The organism is Chthoniobacterales bacterium, assembly GCA_039930045.1.
Taxonomy (GTDB): domain Bacteria; phylum Verrucomicrobiota; class Verrucomicrobiia; order Chthoniobacterales; family DASVRZ01; genus DASVRZ01.
Genome location: JBDSQB010000010.1, coordinates 1 through 16,891, shown reverse-complemented (window position 1 = coordinate 16,891; position 16,891 = coordinate 1). Strand labels below are relative to the sequence as shown.

Here is a 16,891-nt window from a genome sequence, read left to right as displayed (position 1 = left end):
CCAAATCAACGGGAATTTTCCGCTGCCGATTTTGCAGCATCAACTCGGGGAGTGAACTGGAACTCACGCGGCGGCAGAGGCTTTCTTTTCCGCCAAAGTCGCTGCGTCCTTGTCCGCTTTGCTGTCTTCCTTCGGATAAGCGATGCGGCTGTGGAGCATGTTTTTCAGCGAAAACCGGAAGCTTTCGCCAATACAGCGAATCTCGTGGAGCGTCATGCCGCACTCGTCGAGCTGGCCGTCGGCGATGCGCGATTCGATGATGTCGTTCACGAGCTGCTCAATGCGCTGCGGGCTGGGTTTGACCAGACTGCGCGAGGCGCTTTCGACCGCGTCGGCGAGGCTGATGATGCCCGCTTCCTTAAACTGCGGGATCGGCCCCGGATAGCGGAAACTTTCCTCCCTCACCTCGGGAATGTCCTCCTCGCGCATGTTCATAATCTTGCCGCCGGCGCGAGTGTCCTCCTGCTGCTGCTGGGCGCGCTTGAAGAAATACATCACCAGCGAGGTGCCGTGGTGCTGCTGGATGACGTCGATAATCTGGTGGTTGAGCTTCGATTTAAGAGCTAGATCGATGCCTTCCTTGACGTGAGCGATGATGATGAGGGCGCTCATCGTCGGCGCGAGATCGTCGTGAGGATTGCGATCTTCGTTGATGTTTTCGGTGAAATACTCGGGCTTCACCAGTTTGCCAACATCGTGAAAATAGGCGCAGACGCGGCAAAGTGTGGCGTTGGCCTTGATCTTTTCCGCAGCGGCCTCGGCCAGACTGGCAACCATCAAGCTGTGATGATACGTGCCCGGCGCCTCGGTCGAAAGTCGCCGCAGGAGCGGGTGATTGAGATCGGCGATTTCCAGCCAGGAAATGTCGGTCGTGATGCCGAATGGCGTTTCCAAAAGTGGCAGCGCGCCACCGACGAGCATCGCGGTAATCATTCCACTGCCGACGGCGGCAAGCGTCTGCCAGCCAAATAAATTCCAGTCGGTTCTGGGCAAATCCATGATGTTCAGCGTGATCAAACCGAAGCTCAACGCGAGCAGCCAGGTCGCGACGCCGACATAAAAACCAGCGCGCAAAAGTCGGCTGCGGCGGCGCACTTGCAACGTGACGAAGACGGAAATGAACCCGCTGATCAAGCTAAGAACGAGAATGAAGGCGTCAATTCCCCGGAAGAGAATCGCGCTCCACAAGCTCACGAAAACAGCGGTAAACAAGCCCAGATTTCTCCCGAGCAGCACCGACATGACGAGCGGCGCAAATGCATACGGGATGAGCAAAATTGGGACGACCTGCCAGAGAACGTGTTCGCTGGTTTTCGAGATTTCGTAGCAGACCTGCATGACCAGTTTGCAGACGGCGAGATGCGCCAGGATGACGCCTAATATCAATGTAACTCGACTGTTGCTCTTAAAAGTCTCCGGGTGGCCGATCCAGAGTTGCGCGATCGCCGTGCATAAAATCAGCAGGCTGATCAGGAAAAACTGCGCGGGAGATTGCTGCTGCCCGTAAAAGATGAGCGCGGCCAGTCCGCCGATAAACAACGCGATAATCACGCCCTTCACCCACGGATCGGTGGCCAGCGTTTGGCGAAATTCACTGTGCGTCTTCTGGCGGCGGGTTTTACCCGTCGAAAGACCCTGCTTGATCAGTTTCTTTTTGGCGAATTGGAACATCAGGCAATGCGCTCGGGATGGGCGTCGCGGTATTTTTTGTAGGCGCCGATGATGTAGCGGACGAGTTCGTGACGGACCACGTCGCGTTCCTCAAATTGGATGAAACCGATCCCCGGTCCCTTTGAGAGCGCGTCGCAGGCTTCGATGAGGCCGGATTTTTTATTCCTCGGCAAATCGATCTGAGTCCGGTCGCCCGTGACGACGCACTTTGATTCCGCTCCGAGTCGGGTCAAAAACATAAACATTTGCTCGGTCGTCGTGTTTTGCGCCTCGTCCAAGATCACAAACGCATCCTGCAACGTCCGCCCGCGCATGTAGGCGAGCGGCGCGATTTCGATGACGCCCTTCTCGGTGTAACGCTCGATTTCCTCCGGCTCCAGCATGTCGTAGAGCGCGTCGTAAAGCGGGCGGAGATAGGGCAGAATTTTGTCGTTCAGATCGCCTGGAAGAAAACCCAGAGCCTCGCCAGCCTCGACGGCGGGCCGGGTGAGAATGATGCGCCGCACTTTGTCCTGCTTGAGCGAGGAGATCGCCAGTGCCATTGCGAGATAGGTTTTTCCCGTGCCGGCGGGGCCGAGGCCAAAGGTTAGATCGTGACTGAGAATGGTCTGCACGTAGCGCTTCTGGCTCATCGTACGGGCAATGATCGGCGGTTTGCGGGCCGAGCATTGGATCTTGATCGAAGCGAGTTGCGCCAGAGTCTCGGTCGAGCCGTCGAGGACGGAATTGAGCGCGTAGATAAATTCCTGCCGTCGAATCGGCGTGCCTTTTTTGTAGGCGTCCTCCAATTGGCCGAGGAGGCTTTTGGCGTGCGCCACCGAGGAATCTTCGCCCTCGAATCGAATCCAGCCGTCGCGCGTGGTGACTTGGACGCCGAGGGATTCCTCCATTTTTTTCAGCAAACGCGGATCGTTGGCGTAGAGCGATTGGAGCGTGCGGGCGCTGTCAAATTCGATGGTTTCCGTGGCTGGCATGTGTGGCAGAGACAACTAAGCGACGGCACCCTAGCAGAATCCAAATTTAATACAAAAGCGGAAACTCAGGGTTCGCCCTGAACTCAGCGGACCTTCCGCAGGACGAAGCGCTCGTGAAACTGGCCGCGGTTGTGGGCGCGGCAACATTTCAGGCAGGCGACTTTGCGGCGAATCGGGCGGACACGCGGGTAGCTGGCCCCGCAATGGCTGCAGGCGTAGAAATGGCGGCGGGCCACGGTGCGGCGCGGGAGAGGGAGTTCGTGGCAGCGTTTTTCGTCGTGCAAACCGAGGTCGCGGCAGGCCTGCTGCCATTCGTCGCCGTGCGGGGCGATGCGGCGTCGGCGAGAGCGGGCGTGGGCGAGCAAATGGGCGAGCTCGTGGCGCAGGGTGCGGTCCACTTCCGCGTCGCTGAAATCCTGCAAACGCGGGTTGAGCACCACGAGATGTTCGCGATAGCGGGCCATGCCGGCGGTGGTGGTGAGACGGGAGTTCCATGCGACTCGCACTTTTTGGGCGACTTCGGGCGCACCCGCTTCGGCTAGCAAATCGACGGCTTGGGTCGTTAACGCGTCATCCACCCGCAGCCCGCCTGTCCCACATGGCAACCGTCGGATCGGGGTGCGAAACAGATCAAGGAAAAGCTGACCTGCCCGCTGAATGCTTTTTTTCACCATGTCTTTTACGAGCTTCGCAACCGTCGAATAACGTGCCCGAGTCGTCCAATGGTTTCCTCGATTTCGTCGGCGGTGTTGCTGCGACCAAGGGAAAATCGCACCGTGGCGGCGGCAGTTTCCTCGGCGACTCCCATGGCCATGAGGACGTGCGACGGCTGGATGCTGCCGACCATGCAGGCCGATCCGCTGGAGACGCAGACGCCTGCTAGGTCGAGTCCGATGAGGAGCGCCTCGCCGTCGAGTCCGGGAAAACTGACGTTCAATGTGTTCGCCAGACGCCGGTCCGGGTGGCCGTTCAAAATGGCCGACGCGTCTAATGCGCGGATGCCCTCCCAGAGTTGATCGCGCAGGATGCGTTCGTGGGTTTGCTCGGCGACCCGTTTCTCCTCCGCCTCGCACGCCGCCGCCGCCAGGCCAACGATGGACGCCACGTTTTCCGTTCCGGGCCGACGCTGATTTTCGTGCGCGCCACCGTGGTGCAGGGTGCGGATCGAGACGCCTGCGTGCAGGTAAAGCAATCCCGCTCCAAGTGGACCGTAAAATTTATGCGCCGCAAACGACGCCGCATCGACCAGCGAGAGATCGACGGTTTCCTTGCCGAGCACCTGAATCATGTCGCTGTGCAGGAGCACGGCGCGAGCGCGGCAGACGCGGCTGATTTCCGCGAGCGGCTGGAGCACGCCCGTCTCGTTGTTCGCGGCCATGATCGAGACGAGCGTCGTGTCGGGCCGGATCGCTTTTTCCAACGCCGCCACGTCCACAATGCCCTGGAAGTCCACTGGCAAAAAAGTGACCTCGTAGCCTTCGTGCTTCGCCAGATATTCAAACGCCTGGAGCACCGCGTGATGCTCCGTCTGCGCGGTGATGAGGTGTTTCCCCTTCGACTGGAGCTCGCGTGCCAGCCCGAGAATCGCGAGGTTATCCGACTCCGTGCCGCCGCTGGTGAAGATCAATTCGTGCGGCTTCACGGCAAATTGCCGGGCCAGCGCGTCGCGGGCGTCGTCGAGCGCCGCTCGGGTGATCCGGCCCGCCGCGTGAATGCTTGAGGGATTTCCGTGATGTTGCTCGAGATAAGGCCGCATCGCCGCCAGAGCCACGGGCGAGAGCGGAGTCGTGGCGTTATGGTCGAGGTAAATCATGCGAACGGCAGGTTACTCCAATGAGCGAGCCGCTCAATCGTGGAAAACCACCGTGCGTCCGCCATGGATCAGCACGCGGTCGTGGATGTGCGCGCGCACGCCGCGGGAGAGCGCGAGGCGTTCGCAATCGCGTCCCAGCCGGAGCAAATCTTCGGGCTGGTGGAAGTGCTCCACGCGGACGACTTCCTGGTCGATGATCGGGCCGGCGTCGAGTTCGCTGGTGACGTAATGACAGGTCGCGCCGATCAGTTTCACACCGCGCTCGTAGGCTTTTTTGTAAGGATTCGCGCCAACGAAGGACGGCAAAAACGAGTGGTGAATGTTCATGATCCGACCTGCATACGACTCGCAGAGATCGGGCGGCAGGATTTGCATGTAGCGGGCGAGGACGACGAGATCGACCTGCGCCTCGGCGACGGCTTTTTCGACCTGGGCAAACCCGGCGGACTTGTTTGTTGCGTCGATTGGCACGTGGAGAAACGGGATTCCCTCGCGTTCGACCGTGGAGCGAAATTGCTCGTGGTTCGACAGCACGAGCGGGATTTCCATTTCGAGTTCACCCGAGTGCCAGCGCCAGAGCAGGTCGGCGAGGCAATGGCCAAGCCTGCTGACAAAGATCGCGACCCGCATTTTTTGCCGCGCGTCGCGGATCGTCCAATCGGCCTGCAACTCCAGTCCAATCGGCTCAAACTCGGCCCGGAGCTGAGTCACATCCAACTCCAGGGACTCGGTGGCGATCGCCATGCGGGTGAAAAACCAGCCGCTGGAACTGTCGCTCGCCGGATCGGTAAATTGATTGACCTCCAGTAGATTTCCCCCGCGCTCCGCTACGAAATTTGTCAGGCGCGCGAGCAATCCCACTCGGTCGGGACAGGCGAGTTTTAGAATCGTGGCGCTCATGGGAACGTGCATCATCCGGCGTCGGCGCGTCGCACGGCAAGTGGAATTTTCCTAGTGTTTGCGGCGGCGAAGGCGGCTGATTACGAGCCATATCACTGCAACTCCGATGGCCCACGGTGCCAAAAAGGCGAGGGCGACTCCGATCATTTGCACGCTCCAGAGCAGGCTGCGAATGGCCTGGCTGAGGGTGTGCCGCAGGGTGGCGAGGAGGCCGGTGTCGGCGGCGACGATGCCGCTTTCCGTGGCCAGGCTGACGGTCAATTCAGCGGGCGCGGAGTTTTCCACGAGCGGAGTTGCAGTGCTATCGCGGCGCTGGACGGAGAGTTCCTGCGTCTTGCCGAGCGCCTGCGCCTGGGCGAGCAGACTGGCGTATTTATTGAGCGGAAACCGCAGGACGATCTGGGCGGTTTCGCGTCCGTCGGGCTGGCGCTGATAACCGGAATCGCGCACCGTCGCACCGGCAGCGATGGCCTCTTTTTTGAAAGTTTGCAGGCGCGTTTCGATGTCACTCGACTGGAGGCTCAGGCGGGTTTGCTGCACGCTCGGCTCCTCGTCGGTGAGGCTGAGGCTCACCAGAACCGGCGACGCATCGTCATCACTGGCCGCGTCGCGCTGGACTTGATAATCACTGGCGCGCCCGAGTTTTTGCAAGGTGGCGACGAGTTCCGCGTGTTTCTGCGCGGGCACCCGGAGAACGAGCGTCGCGCTCCCGCCGCCGTCGCGGGGTCGATTGAGATTGGAATTGACCACTTCGGCGCCAGATTCGAGCGCCGATTTTTTAGCAGCATCGAAGGCTTGGTCGAGGTCGCGGGCAAAGACGGTGAAACGAATCTGCCGATGCGTTTGCTCGTCGTGCTGGATGCTCAGACGTATGGACGCGGGCGCATTTTCGACCTTGGCGTTTTCCATTCCAGCGTCGCCGTTGCTGCCGTTTTGCGCGGTGCGCTGGGTTTGCGAAGTGAAGTTCTGGATGCGTCCGAGGGCTTTCAAACGAGTCAGGGCGCTATCAGCGGCGGGCGCGGGAATGAGGAGTTGCATCGAGGCGTTGACGCGTCCATTGCTGTCGCGAGAGACGTCGGCGTGGCTGATCTGCGCCTGGACCGACTCGGCGATGCGCCGGGCTTCGGCGTAGGTTTTTTCCACGTCGGCAGCGAGCAGATCGAGGTTGCCATTTTGCCGCAGGAGAAACGCCGCAGGCTGGTTGAGGTCTTTTTCGGCGAGGCTGAGTGTGACGGTCGCGTAGGAAACGAGCGAATCGTAGAGCTTGAGCTCGCCCTGCATCGTCTCGATGCTTTCGCGGACGCGGCCGAGTTCCTTTTCCACCTGGAGGATCTCGCTGATCCTGCCTTTGGCCTCTTCGAGCATCTTCAGGAGGCGGTCCTCCATGCGCTGGGCGTTGCGCAAATGGGCAGCGGTGTCGGTGTATTCCTTGGTAACGTCCTGGGTGGCGAGCGTCTGGTTTTTCACCTCGCCGATGGTGCGGAGATCGAGGAGAAATCCGTCGAGGTGCTGCGGCAGGACTTTGATAACAATGGTGCCGCGCAGTTTGCCGTTGCCGCCGCGAGCGGAGTTTTTCGTGGCCACATAGCCGCCAGCCTGGGTCGCGGCGGTGGCGAGTTTGTCGAGGGCGGTGTCGAAGCTGGCGACTTCGAGTTCGACGCTGGCGTTGCGGATGAGTTTGCGGGCGTCCACGGGACTCGCGGTCGGATCAACCGGCGGCTGCATCTGCGGGGCGGGTGCGTCGGCGCTGGCTAGAGAGTTTTCGAGAGACTTCTGGGCAAATTGCTTGTCTCGCCGCTCGTCGTCCACGGGTTGGGAACGAACCGGCTGATTCAAGGCGAGCTTTGATTTATCGAAACCATCGCTTTCTTTGGAAAGTGCTCCCTTATCTCCATCAAGACCGAGTGCGTCCACCGCGCCGCCGGCCACGTCTTTGTTTGACTCCGCTATCGCTTTGTCTTTGGCCGCCAATGAACCCCACGAATGGGCGAACGCAGCCGTCGGAGCAGCCGCTGTTCGCGTTTTCAGACTCTCCGACGTGTCGGCGAAAGCGGTCGGCGAATTTGAAATAATCATTGTCCGACTCCCTCCTCGTGTGTGCACCGGAGTGAATGGCGACTGCGTCAATTGATTCCCCACGGCCACGAGCAGCGTCAGTGCTGCCAGCACGCCTGCGGTTTGCACGCCGCGCAGCCGCAGCACCCAGGCAATCGTCGCCGGGACTTGCGACAGCCACGACTTGCGCTCGCCCTCGCGGAAGGCGGCGACCAGTTTGTTTTCAAAATTCGGAGCCGGACGCTCCAGGTCAAAGGCGTTGGTGAGAGTCTGGTTCATGGCTTCGGTGTGTTGATAGAGAGCGCGGCATTGCGCACAGGCGGCGAGATGGGAATGGAACTCGGCTCTCTCCGCAGGCGACAGACCGTCGGTCAATGCAGCCGCCGCCCAGTCGTCGAAATCGTCGTGAATCATAGTGGATGCTCTCCTTTCGTCATTTGAGTTGGCGAAAACTGCCGGAGCCGGTCCCGCATCGTGGCCAGCGCCCGGCCCAGCACACCGCGCAGGGCGCCGTCGCTTAGCTCCATCGCCTCGCCGATCTCGCGGTAATCGAGACCTTCCAAATAACGCAGCGTGAGCGCAGTCCTATGACGCTCCGGAAGCGTGGCCAGTGCGGCGTGCATTTCGCGCGATTGCTCCGCTGCGGCGAGCGCGCCATCGGGAGTTGGGTTCGACTCATCGGCGGCCTCGGGGAAATCCTCTTCCGGCAGCGGGGCGCGACGTTTCTTGCGCAGCCGGTCGAGAGAAAGATTGCGCGCAATCGTCGAGAGCCAGGGCACAAACCGCTCCGGCTCCCGCAGTTTCCGCCGGTCGCGAAACGCTCGCAAAAACGATTCCTGCGCCACATCCTCCGCCTCCTCGCGATCCTGCAACACCGCATAAGCTACCGCATACACCCGCATCGCATTGGCCCGGATGAGTCCCTCGAAGGCGGGACGATCCCCGGCAAGCGCGGCAGCAATGGTATCAGGATCGGGGGAAATCATGCGTGTGTCTTCAATGAGCCTAGACGCCGCACCCGCGCAATCCGCGCGAATTATTTTTCATCAAATCTGCATGGGCCGGAAACCAATCGAGTTCCATTCCTTTCTTGGTGCCTCGACGTCTTGCTGGTTCAATCCCCTCCTTCCATGAGCGCCAACTTTGCCGAACTCGACTTCCGTGAAACCCCGCTCGGCGATCTCACCCTTTGCCGGCGCCGCGTCGCCGCCCTCGATAATCTCGACGTTTACGAAGTGAAACTGAACGGCGACTGGCTCATGTCGAGCCTCTTTCACGATGTGGAAGTCGCCCTCGCCGATCTTGGCCTCGCTGCCACCGACGCCCCCTCGCTCGACGTTGTGGTCGGCGGCCTCGGCCTCGGCTACACCGCCGTCGCCGCCCTGAAAAACCTGCGCGTGCGCCACCTGCTCGTCGTCGATTTCCTTGAGGCCGTCATCGAATGGCACCAGCGCGCCCTCGTTCCGCTCGGCCCCACTCTCACCGGCGACCCGCGCTGCCGGCTCGTCCACGGAGACTTCTTCGCCCTCGCTGCCGCGCCCGAAGTTGGGTTCGATCCTAACCTGCCCGCGCGCCGCTTCCACGCCATACTCCTCGACATCGACCACTCCCCGCGCAATCTCCTCCACCCGCGCAACGCCGCCTTCTACAGCCCGCGCGGCCTGGCACTCCTCGCCGACCAACTCCACCCCGGCGGCGTCTTCGCCCTCTGGTCCGACGATGCGCCAGACGCGAGTTTCATTGGAATGTTGGAAGCCGTCTTCGCCGAGGTAAAAACGCACGTCGTCACGTTTCCCAATCCGTTGCTGGAAACCGAATCCGCCAGCACCGTTTACGTCGCGCGAAAAAACTAGGGCTCGGCTGGGGTGACGACGCGATAGAAACGACGCGGGACGCCGGGGGCCGGATCGGTGAAGGGGGCCGGGCCGGTGAGCGTGGCGTTGATGTCGAGGAGTTTGCTCCAGGTGATGAGGTCGGCGGTGTATTTCACGCTGTAGCTGTGGCCCGCGACTGCCGGGAAGGTGGCGCTGAAGGAGCCGTCGGCCTGCCCTGCTGCCGCGGTGATGGCAAATCGGCTAGCCGGGTCGAGCGGTTGGGTGCCGGTGAGGTATTCCTGGGCATTGTTCTGGCCGTCGCCGTCGGGGTCGCCAACCGCGCCGTCGCTGCCGGTGCCGAGGCGCGGGTTCAGGCCGGTGGCTTGTTCCCAGGCCAGCGGCAGGCCGTCGCCGTCTTCGTCGGAGGCCGGGTTCGGCGCGATGCCACGGTAGAGATCGTGCCAGTGCTGGAGGAGCGGCTGGAAGGCGGCGACGTCGAGGTCGGCGGCATAGATCTCGACATAGGCCGCGCCAAAGGTGTTGTAACCCGTTTCCAAACCGTCAGCAGGGGTGCCGTTGAGGGTGTTGAGGGCGATGCTGTTGGTGGTGCCGCTTTTGAAGGGCTGGATCCAGGGGCCGAGTGCTTCGAAGCCGTTGAAGGCGGCGGTGCGGGAGTTATACATGGGGGCGGCAAAGGTGGTATTGGGAAAGCCGGTGGCGGGGTCCTGGCCGGGAGCAGCGCGATTGGCGGCGAGGTTGTCCATGAAGAAGCCGAGGTGCGGACGGGTGAGGCCATTGAATTCGGCGAGGAGTTGCTGCCGCAACCAGTCCCAGGCCGGGGTGCCGCTGTAGCTGGCGTTTTCGTTGTCGAGGATGGGCCAGAAGCCGAGCTGGATGTAGTGGAGCGGAAATTCGGAGCTGAGGGTGCGGAGTTCGTCCTGGACGGCGCCAAGGAGTTTGGCGCGGGTGTAGCCGGGGAGGCTGCTGAGGGGCTGGGCGGGCGAGGGGTCGCGCAGGCCACCGCCGCCGCCGGGCAGGAAGGGGTTGAGGATGGCGAGCTGGGGGTTATCGCGAAAGATGAGGCCGTGGATGCTGGCGCTGGCGAGGGCGTGGAGAAAGGTGTCGCGACGCAGGCGCAGGGTGGGGTCCCAGGGGACGGCGCGGGTGAGCGGGGTGCCGCCGGAGGAGTCGATCCAGGTGGCGACGCCGCTGGTGGTGGCGATGTCGGGCGGTTCGGCGGGGGTGATGATGAGCGAGAGGGTCTGCCCGGCGGGGAGTTTGCTGAGGGTGTTTTGGATGAGGAAGAAATCATAGACGCCGGGGCTGGTTTCCAGTTGGTTCCAGGCGGCGTGGAGGACGTAGCCATCGACAAAGGGGTAGTCGCGCAGGTTGGCGTCGCGCAGGCTGTAGCCGTTGTAGGTGCCGCCGAGGGCGCTATCGAGCGAGTAGATGCCCTGGGGCCGCAGGAATTGTTCGCCGGGGGTGCCGAGGTCGCGGACGATGAAGAGGGTTTGCCCGGTGACGCTCATGCCGCCGCCGTCGGTGACGGTGAGGGTGAGGGTGGCGACGCCGGTCTGGCCGCTGGCGGGTGCGCAGGAGAGGGTGCGGGTATTTCCCGATCCGCCCAGAGCGAGGCCCGCGTCGGGGAGGAGGGTTTGGTTGGAGGAGCGGGCGGTGATCCAGAGCCTGTCCGCCGCAGTCTCGGCGTCGGCGATGGTGAAGCTCAAGGCCGGGGGCGTGGCACCGAGGGCGAGGCTTTGGTTCGGGAGCGCGGAGAGGGTCGGGAGGGTGTTCGCGGCGGTGACGGTGAGGATGAAGGCGGTGCTGGCGGTGAGTCCGCCGCCGTCGGTGGTGGTGAGGGTGAGGGTAGCTGTGCCGGTCTGGCCGCTGGCAGGTGTGATGGTGATGGTGCGGCTGCTGGCGGTGCCGCCGAGCTGGATGGTGGCGGTGAGGGCTGGGTTCGAGGAAACGGCGGTGACGGGCAGGGTGCTGTTGCTGGTGACGGCGTCGGCGACGACGAAGTTAACGGGGCCCATTTTCTGGTTCAGCGCGACGATTTGGTTCGGGATGCCGCCGATGACTGGCGGTGCGTTGCCACTGACGGTGGCGCCGTTGTTGATGGTGACGGTGAACCGCAGGCTGCCGGTGAGGGTGCCGTCGCTGACGGTGAGGGTGAGGATGGCGGTGCCCAGTTGATCAACCGCCGGGGTAATGGTGAGGGTGCGATTTGCCCCGGTGCCGTCCAGCAGGAGGCCAGCCGAGGGGAGCAAGGTGGTGTTCGAGGACGCGGCGGTGACGGTGAGGGCGCTGGCGGCGGTTTCTGCATCGGCGATGCTAAAACTCAGCGGGCCGATGACGGCACTGGAGCCTTGCGTTTGATTGACGATGCCGGTGATGAAAGGAGCGGTGTTCGCCGCCTGGATAGTCTGCGTGGCCAGCAGGGCGGCAGCGAAGACGAGAAAGAAAATGACGATCAAACGAAGGGGGATCATGGCAGGGTCGATATACCTCCTTTTGAACCGGGCCAGGTAGAGAAAGTTCTGCACAAATTTCTCCGCTGGCAGTAGGTCCACCCCGATACCTCTTGGCAAGGAGCCTCACGCCATGCACCCGGCTTCCGATGCTAGGAAGCCGCCTTCTCAAACGGATACATCAGCCCGATCTCGCGGCGGATCGCATCCATCAGCGTCATCGTCGCCAGCGTGTCGGCGTGCGGCAGGAGCGGACTCTCCATTTCTCCGGCACGCAGGCAGCGCATCGCCTCCTCGATCTCGTATTCAAAGCCCTCGCCGCGAAACGGCTCCCGCGCCGTTTCCACCACGTCGCCCACCGTCAGCGTCGCCTCCTCCGCGCAGATGAAATTCGACGGCAGCCGGATGCAACCCTCCTCGCCGCCAATAATAAACGCATTGTCGAAATGCGCCGTCATGCCGCAGGTAAACTGGCCCGCGCGATTCCCCGGATACCGCAGTGCCACCGAAGTCATCTCATCCACCCCCGTCTCCGCCATCTGCGCCTGCGCGACGAAGCTCTCGGGCGCCTCACGCATCAGCCATTGCAGCATGGTGAGATTGTAAATGCCGAGGTCCAGGAGCGCGCCGCCCGCGAGATGGGGATTATACATTCGCCCCTCGGGATCGCTCCCGGCCTTCACGCAAAAAGTGGAGCTGGCAAACCGCACCGGGCCGATGCGCCCCGCCTCCAGCCATTCCCGCACCCGGGCGTAGATCGGCAGGAAGCGCGTCCACACCGCCTCCATCAGAAACACTCCCCTCGCCCGCGCCGTCGCGATCAAGAGGCGCGTCTCCGCCGCATTCACCGTCATCGGCTTTTCGCAGAGCACCGCCTTGCCCGCCTCCAGCATCGCCAGCGCCGGAGCGAAATGCGCCTGGTGCGGCGAGGCGATGTAAACAATGTCGATGTTCGGATCGTCCGCCAGTGCGCGGTAATCGTCATAGGCCAGATCCGCCTCAAACTCCGCCGCGAACGCCTGGGCACGAGTCAGATCGCGTCCTGCCACCGCCACCAGCCGGGCATTCCCTGCCACGCGCAGATCGCGCGCAAATTTCCGGGCAATCGCCCCCGGTCCCACCAAGCCCCATCGAATCGTCGTCATGGTCCAATAAAACCAAACCACGCCGCGCCGTCACTGGCTATTTTTGTTCCCTGGCTGGGTCTCGCACTTACCGAGGGTCGCTTCCTGTTGGCCTTACGGTGCTGCCCTCCCCCTCATAGTCGCTCCCCACGGGCACGGATGACATGAATGGTACTGATTATGGAACCTCCGGAGGCTCCCTCCGCTTGGTGCCGCTCCGATGGAGCTGAAATTTTTTTGGGTGCGGGTTGCTAGAGATATGCCGACCCGATGGGTCTCGGAAAGGCGCAGGGTTAGCATGGAAGCGACAGATCAAACGCCAAAAGCACTTGAGGACAAGGGCCCTCCATCCGCGTCCACGGGCGGGCAATTTGCTTCGATTTGTTGGAAGCCATTTGCCTTGGTGGTTGGAGGGCATCTGTCCCCAGATGCCAAAACCAAGGGCGATCTCCGGTTGTCCCCAGATGCCAAGCCAAGGCGATCTCCCGGTTGTCCCCCCAATGCCAGAGCAAGGCGACCTCCGATTAACCTTAGATCGCCAGACGGGATTTCCATCAGCGGCTGGGTCTCAGCTGGGGTTCAAATCCAACGGAACATCCGGCGGCTCCCTTGGGAGCCTGATATCTATAGAAAACCCATCGTCACCCCGGCTCCAACTCCGTAGGAGTGGCATCTGGGGCCTGCCGCTTCATCCCCCCGTGCAAAAAAAAGGGAGCCGCGCCTCGTCAGGCAGCGGCTCCACTCTTATTTTCAGTTAGCTTTGATTCCACCCTTACACGGTCCTCCGGTGGCTGGTGGTTCCGCTGGCCGCTTGGCCATTGCCGTTCGCCTGGCCGTTGCCGTTTGCATGGCCGTTGGCAGCCACAGGGGCGATCACTGCCGCGCTGGGTTTCGTCTCCGGCAGGAGCACGGTGTAGGAGATGGGCTCGCTCGCCACCCCTTGCAGGCTGCCGTTGGCCGCCTCCATGGTAATGAGCACCGTCTGGCCAGGAGCCACGCCGCCGAAGCTCACCATCGGCTCGGTGCCACTGCCCGCCAGGCTGTATTTCGTCTGCACACCCACGATCATCGTGCGCACACGGTAACGCGTCGCCAGCGGAGTGGGATCGCACTGCACCACGATGTTTCCATTCGGGTCGAGGTGGACGCTCACGTTGGTGGGCTGGCCGGGAGTCGCCGGGGTGCCGGGCATCGGCAGGCCAAACAAGAGCCAGCGCGTGTCGTTATTATCGAGCGTGGCCTGGAGGATCTTAATGAGCGACCACATGACGTCGGTGAGGGCATTGTAAGCCGTCGTCCAAGCCTGGCTGAGATCGGCCTGGGCGCGGGTGGAGTTCGTTACGGCGAGTTGCGTGGTGAGCGCGCTGGCTTTTACCGTGGCACCTTGCGCGGCAGTGACGCCCATGGAGGCGACTTCGCGGTCGGGATTGGCGGTGAAGAACGCCACGAGGCGGCCCACCAGCGCGATGCGATCCTCGATCTTGGCAGGGAGCGCCGTGCTGCTATTAATGAACCCCGCCTGCGCCCACATCGTGGACCAGCGGAATCCAAAGACGCCCGTGAGGACGCTTTTGGTGGTGCCGAGCCAATCGTCGAGCACGACCATCGACGCGATGTAAGCGTCGGAGGCGGTCTGCTTGGCGCTGCGGGCGGCGTTGAATGCGTTATCCGCATCCTCAAACGCGTTGAGGGTGACCAGAAAACCAGGAGCGGTGATCTGTGTGATGCCGAGGGCTTGGCCGACTTCGACCAGACCGCTGTGCATCTTATAGCCGAGCCCGATGAGGAGCCCGGAGTTTGTAGGTAGCTTCATATTATTTTTTCTATTGGAAGAGTTCGTTGGAACTCATTTTGTTATGCCTCGGTGTTATTTAACCTCAGCCAGGTTTCTACCTAGCAGCGGCCATGCCACACTGTCATGGGCCGGAGAAAATAGCGGCTGCGCCACCCCAGATTTATCTCCTGACGACCTATTCCGGGGATATTCAGTGAAAACGGGCCCCGTTTCGGCTAAATATCGCGAACTTTGGGCGATTCTGTTCTCATAAAATGGAATTTCCGTGAGAAGAGGGTCATTTTTATTCTCAGTTTTGCGGAATACTGCCAATTGAAGCAAAAGACCCAATCGTTTCCGTCTAAATATATCTGTAGAGGTCGAAACGGGGCCCGTTTGGGTCAATATTGTGCGCAGCCGGCAGCCGACACTCGCCCAAAGGCTTTTTTGGGGAGTCTTCATCTTATCAGCCGCTTATTTTCCCTCATTCCTGCTCGAAATGCCCGCCGCTCCATCCCTTGGCCTTTTTTACAGCCTTCCTCACCCTGCCTCTGGCGCTCATTCTCTCGTTCCCAAACTCAGCCTTCATCTCTCGTTCCCAAACTCCAGTTTGGGAATGCCCTTGTTCCCGAAACTCCTGTTTCCTTCCGCAACACCACACACGCGATACCCCTGCCCTCCTAATCCAGCGGACTCCGCACCGCCATGCCCGGTTTGTTTAATACGTGTGTGTAAATCATCGTCGTGGAGACGTCGCTGTGGCCGAGGAGCTCTTGCACCGTGCGGATGTCGTAGCCGGCTTCGAGGAGGTGGGTGGCGAAAGAGTGCCGGAAGGTGTGTGGCGACACGGGTTTGGTGATGCCCGAGAGTTTCGCGGCGGCTTTGACGGCATTTTGCAGGTTTTTCTCGCCCACATGATGCCGATGCGACTCGCCTGACACCGGATCGATGCTGCGTTTCCCGGCCGGGAAGACCCATTGCCAGGCCCATTGTCTGGCCGCCGCCGGGTTTTTGCGCGCATAGGCCTCGGGCAGCCAGACGGTGCCGAAGCCAGCCGCCAGATCCTGCTCGTGCGCGGCTTTCACACCTTCCAGATGCGACCGCAGCGCGGGGATGATCAAGGTGGGCAGCATGGTCACCCGGTCCTTGCCGCCTTTGCCATCACGGAGGGTGATCTGGTGTTGGTAGAAGTCGATGTCTTTTACGCGCAGGCGCAGGCATTCCATGAGGCGCAGTCCGCTGCCGTAGAGGAGGTCGCCCATGAGCCGGTAGCCGCCGGTGAGTTCCTGGAGAACGGCCCGCACTTCGGGCTTGGAAAGCACCGTGGGCAATTTCGGGGGGCGTTTGACCCGCTGAAGTCCCTCGAAGGTGCCGAGCGGCTGCTCGAGGACGATATTAAAGAGGAAAAGGAGGGCGCTGAGGGCTTGGTTTTGCGTGGAGGCGGAGACATGGCCGTCGTTGGCAAGGTGGTTGAGAAAGGCGGCGATCTCCGGTTCGCCCATTTCCTGCGGGTGTCGTTTCCCGTGGAAAACGATGAAGCGCCGAATCCAGTCGAGATAGGATTGCTCGGTGCGAAGAGCGTAGTGGCGGGTGCGAAGAATAATTTTGCATTGTTCAAGGAGTTTGGGCTTGGCACTTTCGCTTTTCACGGGCAGACTGTTCGACATGCCTTCGTTTTATTCTACAGAAGCAGCCCTGCCAATGTAGAAATAGACGAAAGTCATGCAAAATGTTCGCCTTACAAAACGAAACTTTTACGCCTACAATATGTTAGGCGTCTAGCCGCATTTTCCATGAATCTCAGAACGAAGTGCGCGACATTCTTTCTTGGTTGGCTTGTCGCAACAGTGATATTCGTTGAGGGCTTTCCTGCCCTTTATCGCGAGATAGCAAGCCCGTTTCTTGGATTTGTTTGGCTTCTTGTTGGCGGCTTGGGTTTATCACTCATTGCGCGGTGCCCACATTGTCATCACTATGCTATTGGCCAGCCTATTGGTGCAGATGTCTCCGGTATTGGCACGCATTGCCGTCATTGTAAGCGACCGTATTGAACACGAACTATGAATCGACCGCCGCCTAACCAAGCGATGCAGCGAACACTCCGGGCTCGTCACGAGCTGTGCTGTCGCACATCTCGCGCCGTTCCCTACGTGTCGCTGATCTTTGTCTCGTTAGGCGATTGTCGTGCGCTGTGTTAGAAGGCCGGGTTTTTCATGCGAGTTCCATTCTTATGTTAAGTTCGGTTTCCAGATTTTCTTCGTTGTCCCTTCCAGTTCCAGTGCCTTTGCGCGTTTG

At 61.2% G+C, this 16,891-nt stretch carries 12 protein-coding genes; 1 reads left to right on the top strand and 11 read right to left on the bottom strand.

From position 1 onward, the window contains the following. Nucleotides 1-63: 63 nt before the first annotated feature. The 7 genes from ABIT76_07895 to ABIT76_07865 all read right to left on the bottom strand — a co-directional run bounded on the left by ABIT76_07895 (nucleotide 64) and on the right by ABIT76_07865 (nucleotide 8,399). The gene (locus ABIT76_07895) at nucleotides 64-1,671 is read right to left on the bottom strand and encodes an HDIG domain-containing metalloprotein (protein ID MEO7933065.1); all 1,608 of its coding nucleotides are present in this window, start codon (nucleotides 1,669-1,671) and stop codon (nucleotides 64-66) included. Further along, nucleotides 1,671-2,645, bottom strand: a complete 975-nt coding sequence (locus tag ABIT76_07890) for a PhoH family protein (protein MEO7933064.1) — start codon at nucleotides 2,643-2,645, stop codon at nucleotides 1,671-1,673. The genes ABIT76_07895 and ABIT76_07890 overlap by 1 nt, the downstream gene beginning before the upstream one ends. A gap of 83 nt (nucleotides 2,646-2,728) precedes the next feature. Further along, nucleotides 2,729-3,319: a SprT-like domain-containing protein gene (locus ABIT76_07885; GenBank protein ID MEO7933063.1), complete on the bottom strand. Its 591-nt coding sequence runs from the start codon at nucleotides 3,317-3,319 to the stop codon at nucleotides 2,729-2,731. A 5-nt stretch (nucleotides 3,320-3,324) separates the two neighbouring features. Further along, nucleotides 3,325-4,458 carry a cysteine desulfurase family protein gene (locus ABIT76_07880; protein MEO7933062.1) on the bottom strand — a complete coding sequence of 378 codons (1,134 nt, stop codon included), beginning with the start codon at nucleotides 4,456-4,458 and terminating at the stop codon, nucleotides 3,325-3,327. Nucleotides 4,459-4,491: 33 nt separating this feature from the next. Continuing rightward, nucleotides 4,492-5,358: a formyltetrahydrofolate deformylase gene (gene purU / locus ABIT76_07875; protein ID MEO7933061.1), complete on the bottom strand. Its 867-nt coding sequence runs from the start codon at nucleotides 5,356-5,358 to the stop codon at nucleotides 4,492-4,494. Nucleotides 5,359-5,409: 51 nt separating this feature from the next. Then, nucleotides 5,410-7,827, bottom strand: a complete 2,418-nt coding sequence (locus tag ABIT76_07870) for a DUF4349 domain-containing protein (protein MEO7933060.1) — start codon at nucleotides 7,825-7,827, stop codon at nucleotides 5,410-5,412. Further along, nucleotides 7,824-8,399, bottom strand: coding sequence for a sigma-70 family RNA polymerase sigma factor (locus tag ABIT76_07865; protein MEO7933059.1), 576 nt, complete (start codon nucleotides 8,397-8,399; stop codon nucleotides 7,824-7,826). The genes ABIT76_07870 and ABIT76_07865 overlap by 4 nt, the downstream gene beginning before the upstream one ends. A gap of 144 nt (nucleotides 8,400-8,543) precedes the next feature. Here ABIT76_07865 and ABIT76_07860 point away from each other — a divergent pair, with 144 nt between their 5' ends. Continuing rightward, the gene (locus tag ABIT76_07860) at nucleotides 8,544-9,266 is read left to right on the top strand and encodes a spermidine synthase (protein MEO7933058.1); all 723 of its coding nucleotides are present in this window, start codon (nucleotides 8,544-8,546) and stop codon (nucleotides 9,264-9,266) included. Here the strand turns inward: ABIT76_07860 and ABIT76_07855 are convergent. The 4 genes from ABIT76_07855 to ABIT76_07840 form a co-directional block, all read right to left on the bottom strand. After that, nucleotides 9,263-11,719 (bottom strand): hypothetical protein, encoded by a 2,457-nt coding sequence (locus tag ABIT76_07855; protein MEO7933057.1) that lies wholly within the window; start codon nucleotides 11,717-11,719, stop codon nucleotides 9,263-9,265. The two genes, ABIT76_07860 and ABIT76_07855, sit on opposite strands and share 4 nt — an antisense overlap. Before the next feature lie 131 nt (nucleotides 11,720-11,850). Continuing rightward, nucleotides 11,851-12,843 carry a Gfo/Idh/MocA family oxidoreductase gene (locus tag ABIT76_07850; protein ID MEO7933056.1) on the bottom strand — a complete coding sequence of 331 codons (993 nt, stop codon included), beginning with the start codon at nucleotides 12,841-12,843 and terminating at the stop codon, nucleotides 11,851-11,853. Nucleotides 12,844-13,594: 751 nt separating this feature from the next. Further along, a complete protein-coding gene (locus ABIT76_07845; GenBank protein ID MEO7933055.1) occupies nucleotides 13,595-14,635 on the bottom strand; it encodes a hypothetical protein in 1,041 nt (346 codons plus the stop codon). Between the two features lie 641 nt (nucleotides 14,636-15,276). Continuing rightward, entirely contained in the window at nucleotides 15,277-16,263 is a 987-nt protein-coding gene (locus ABIT76_07840) for an integron integrase (protein MEO7933054.1), read from the bottom strand. Nucleotides 16,264-16,891 lie beyond the last annotated feature (628 nt).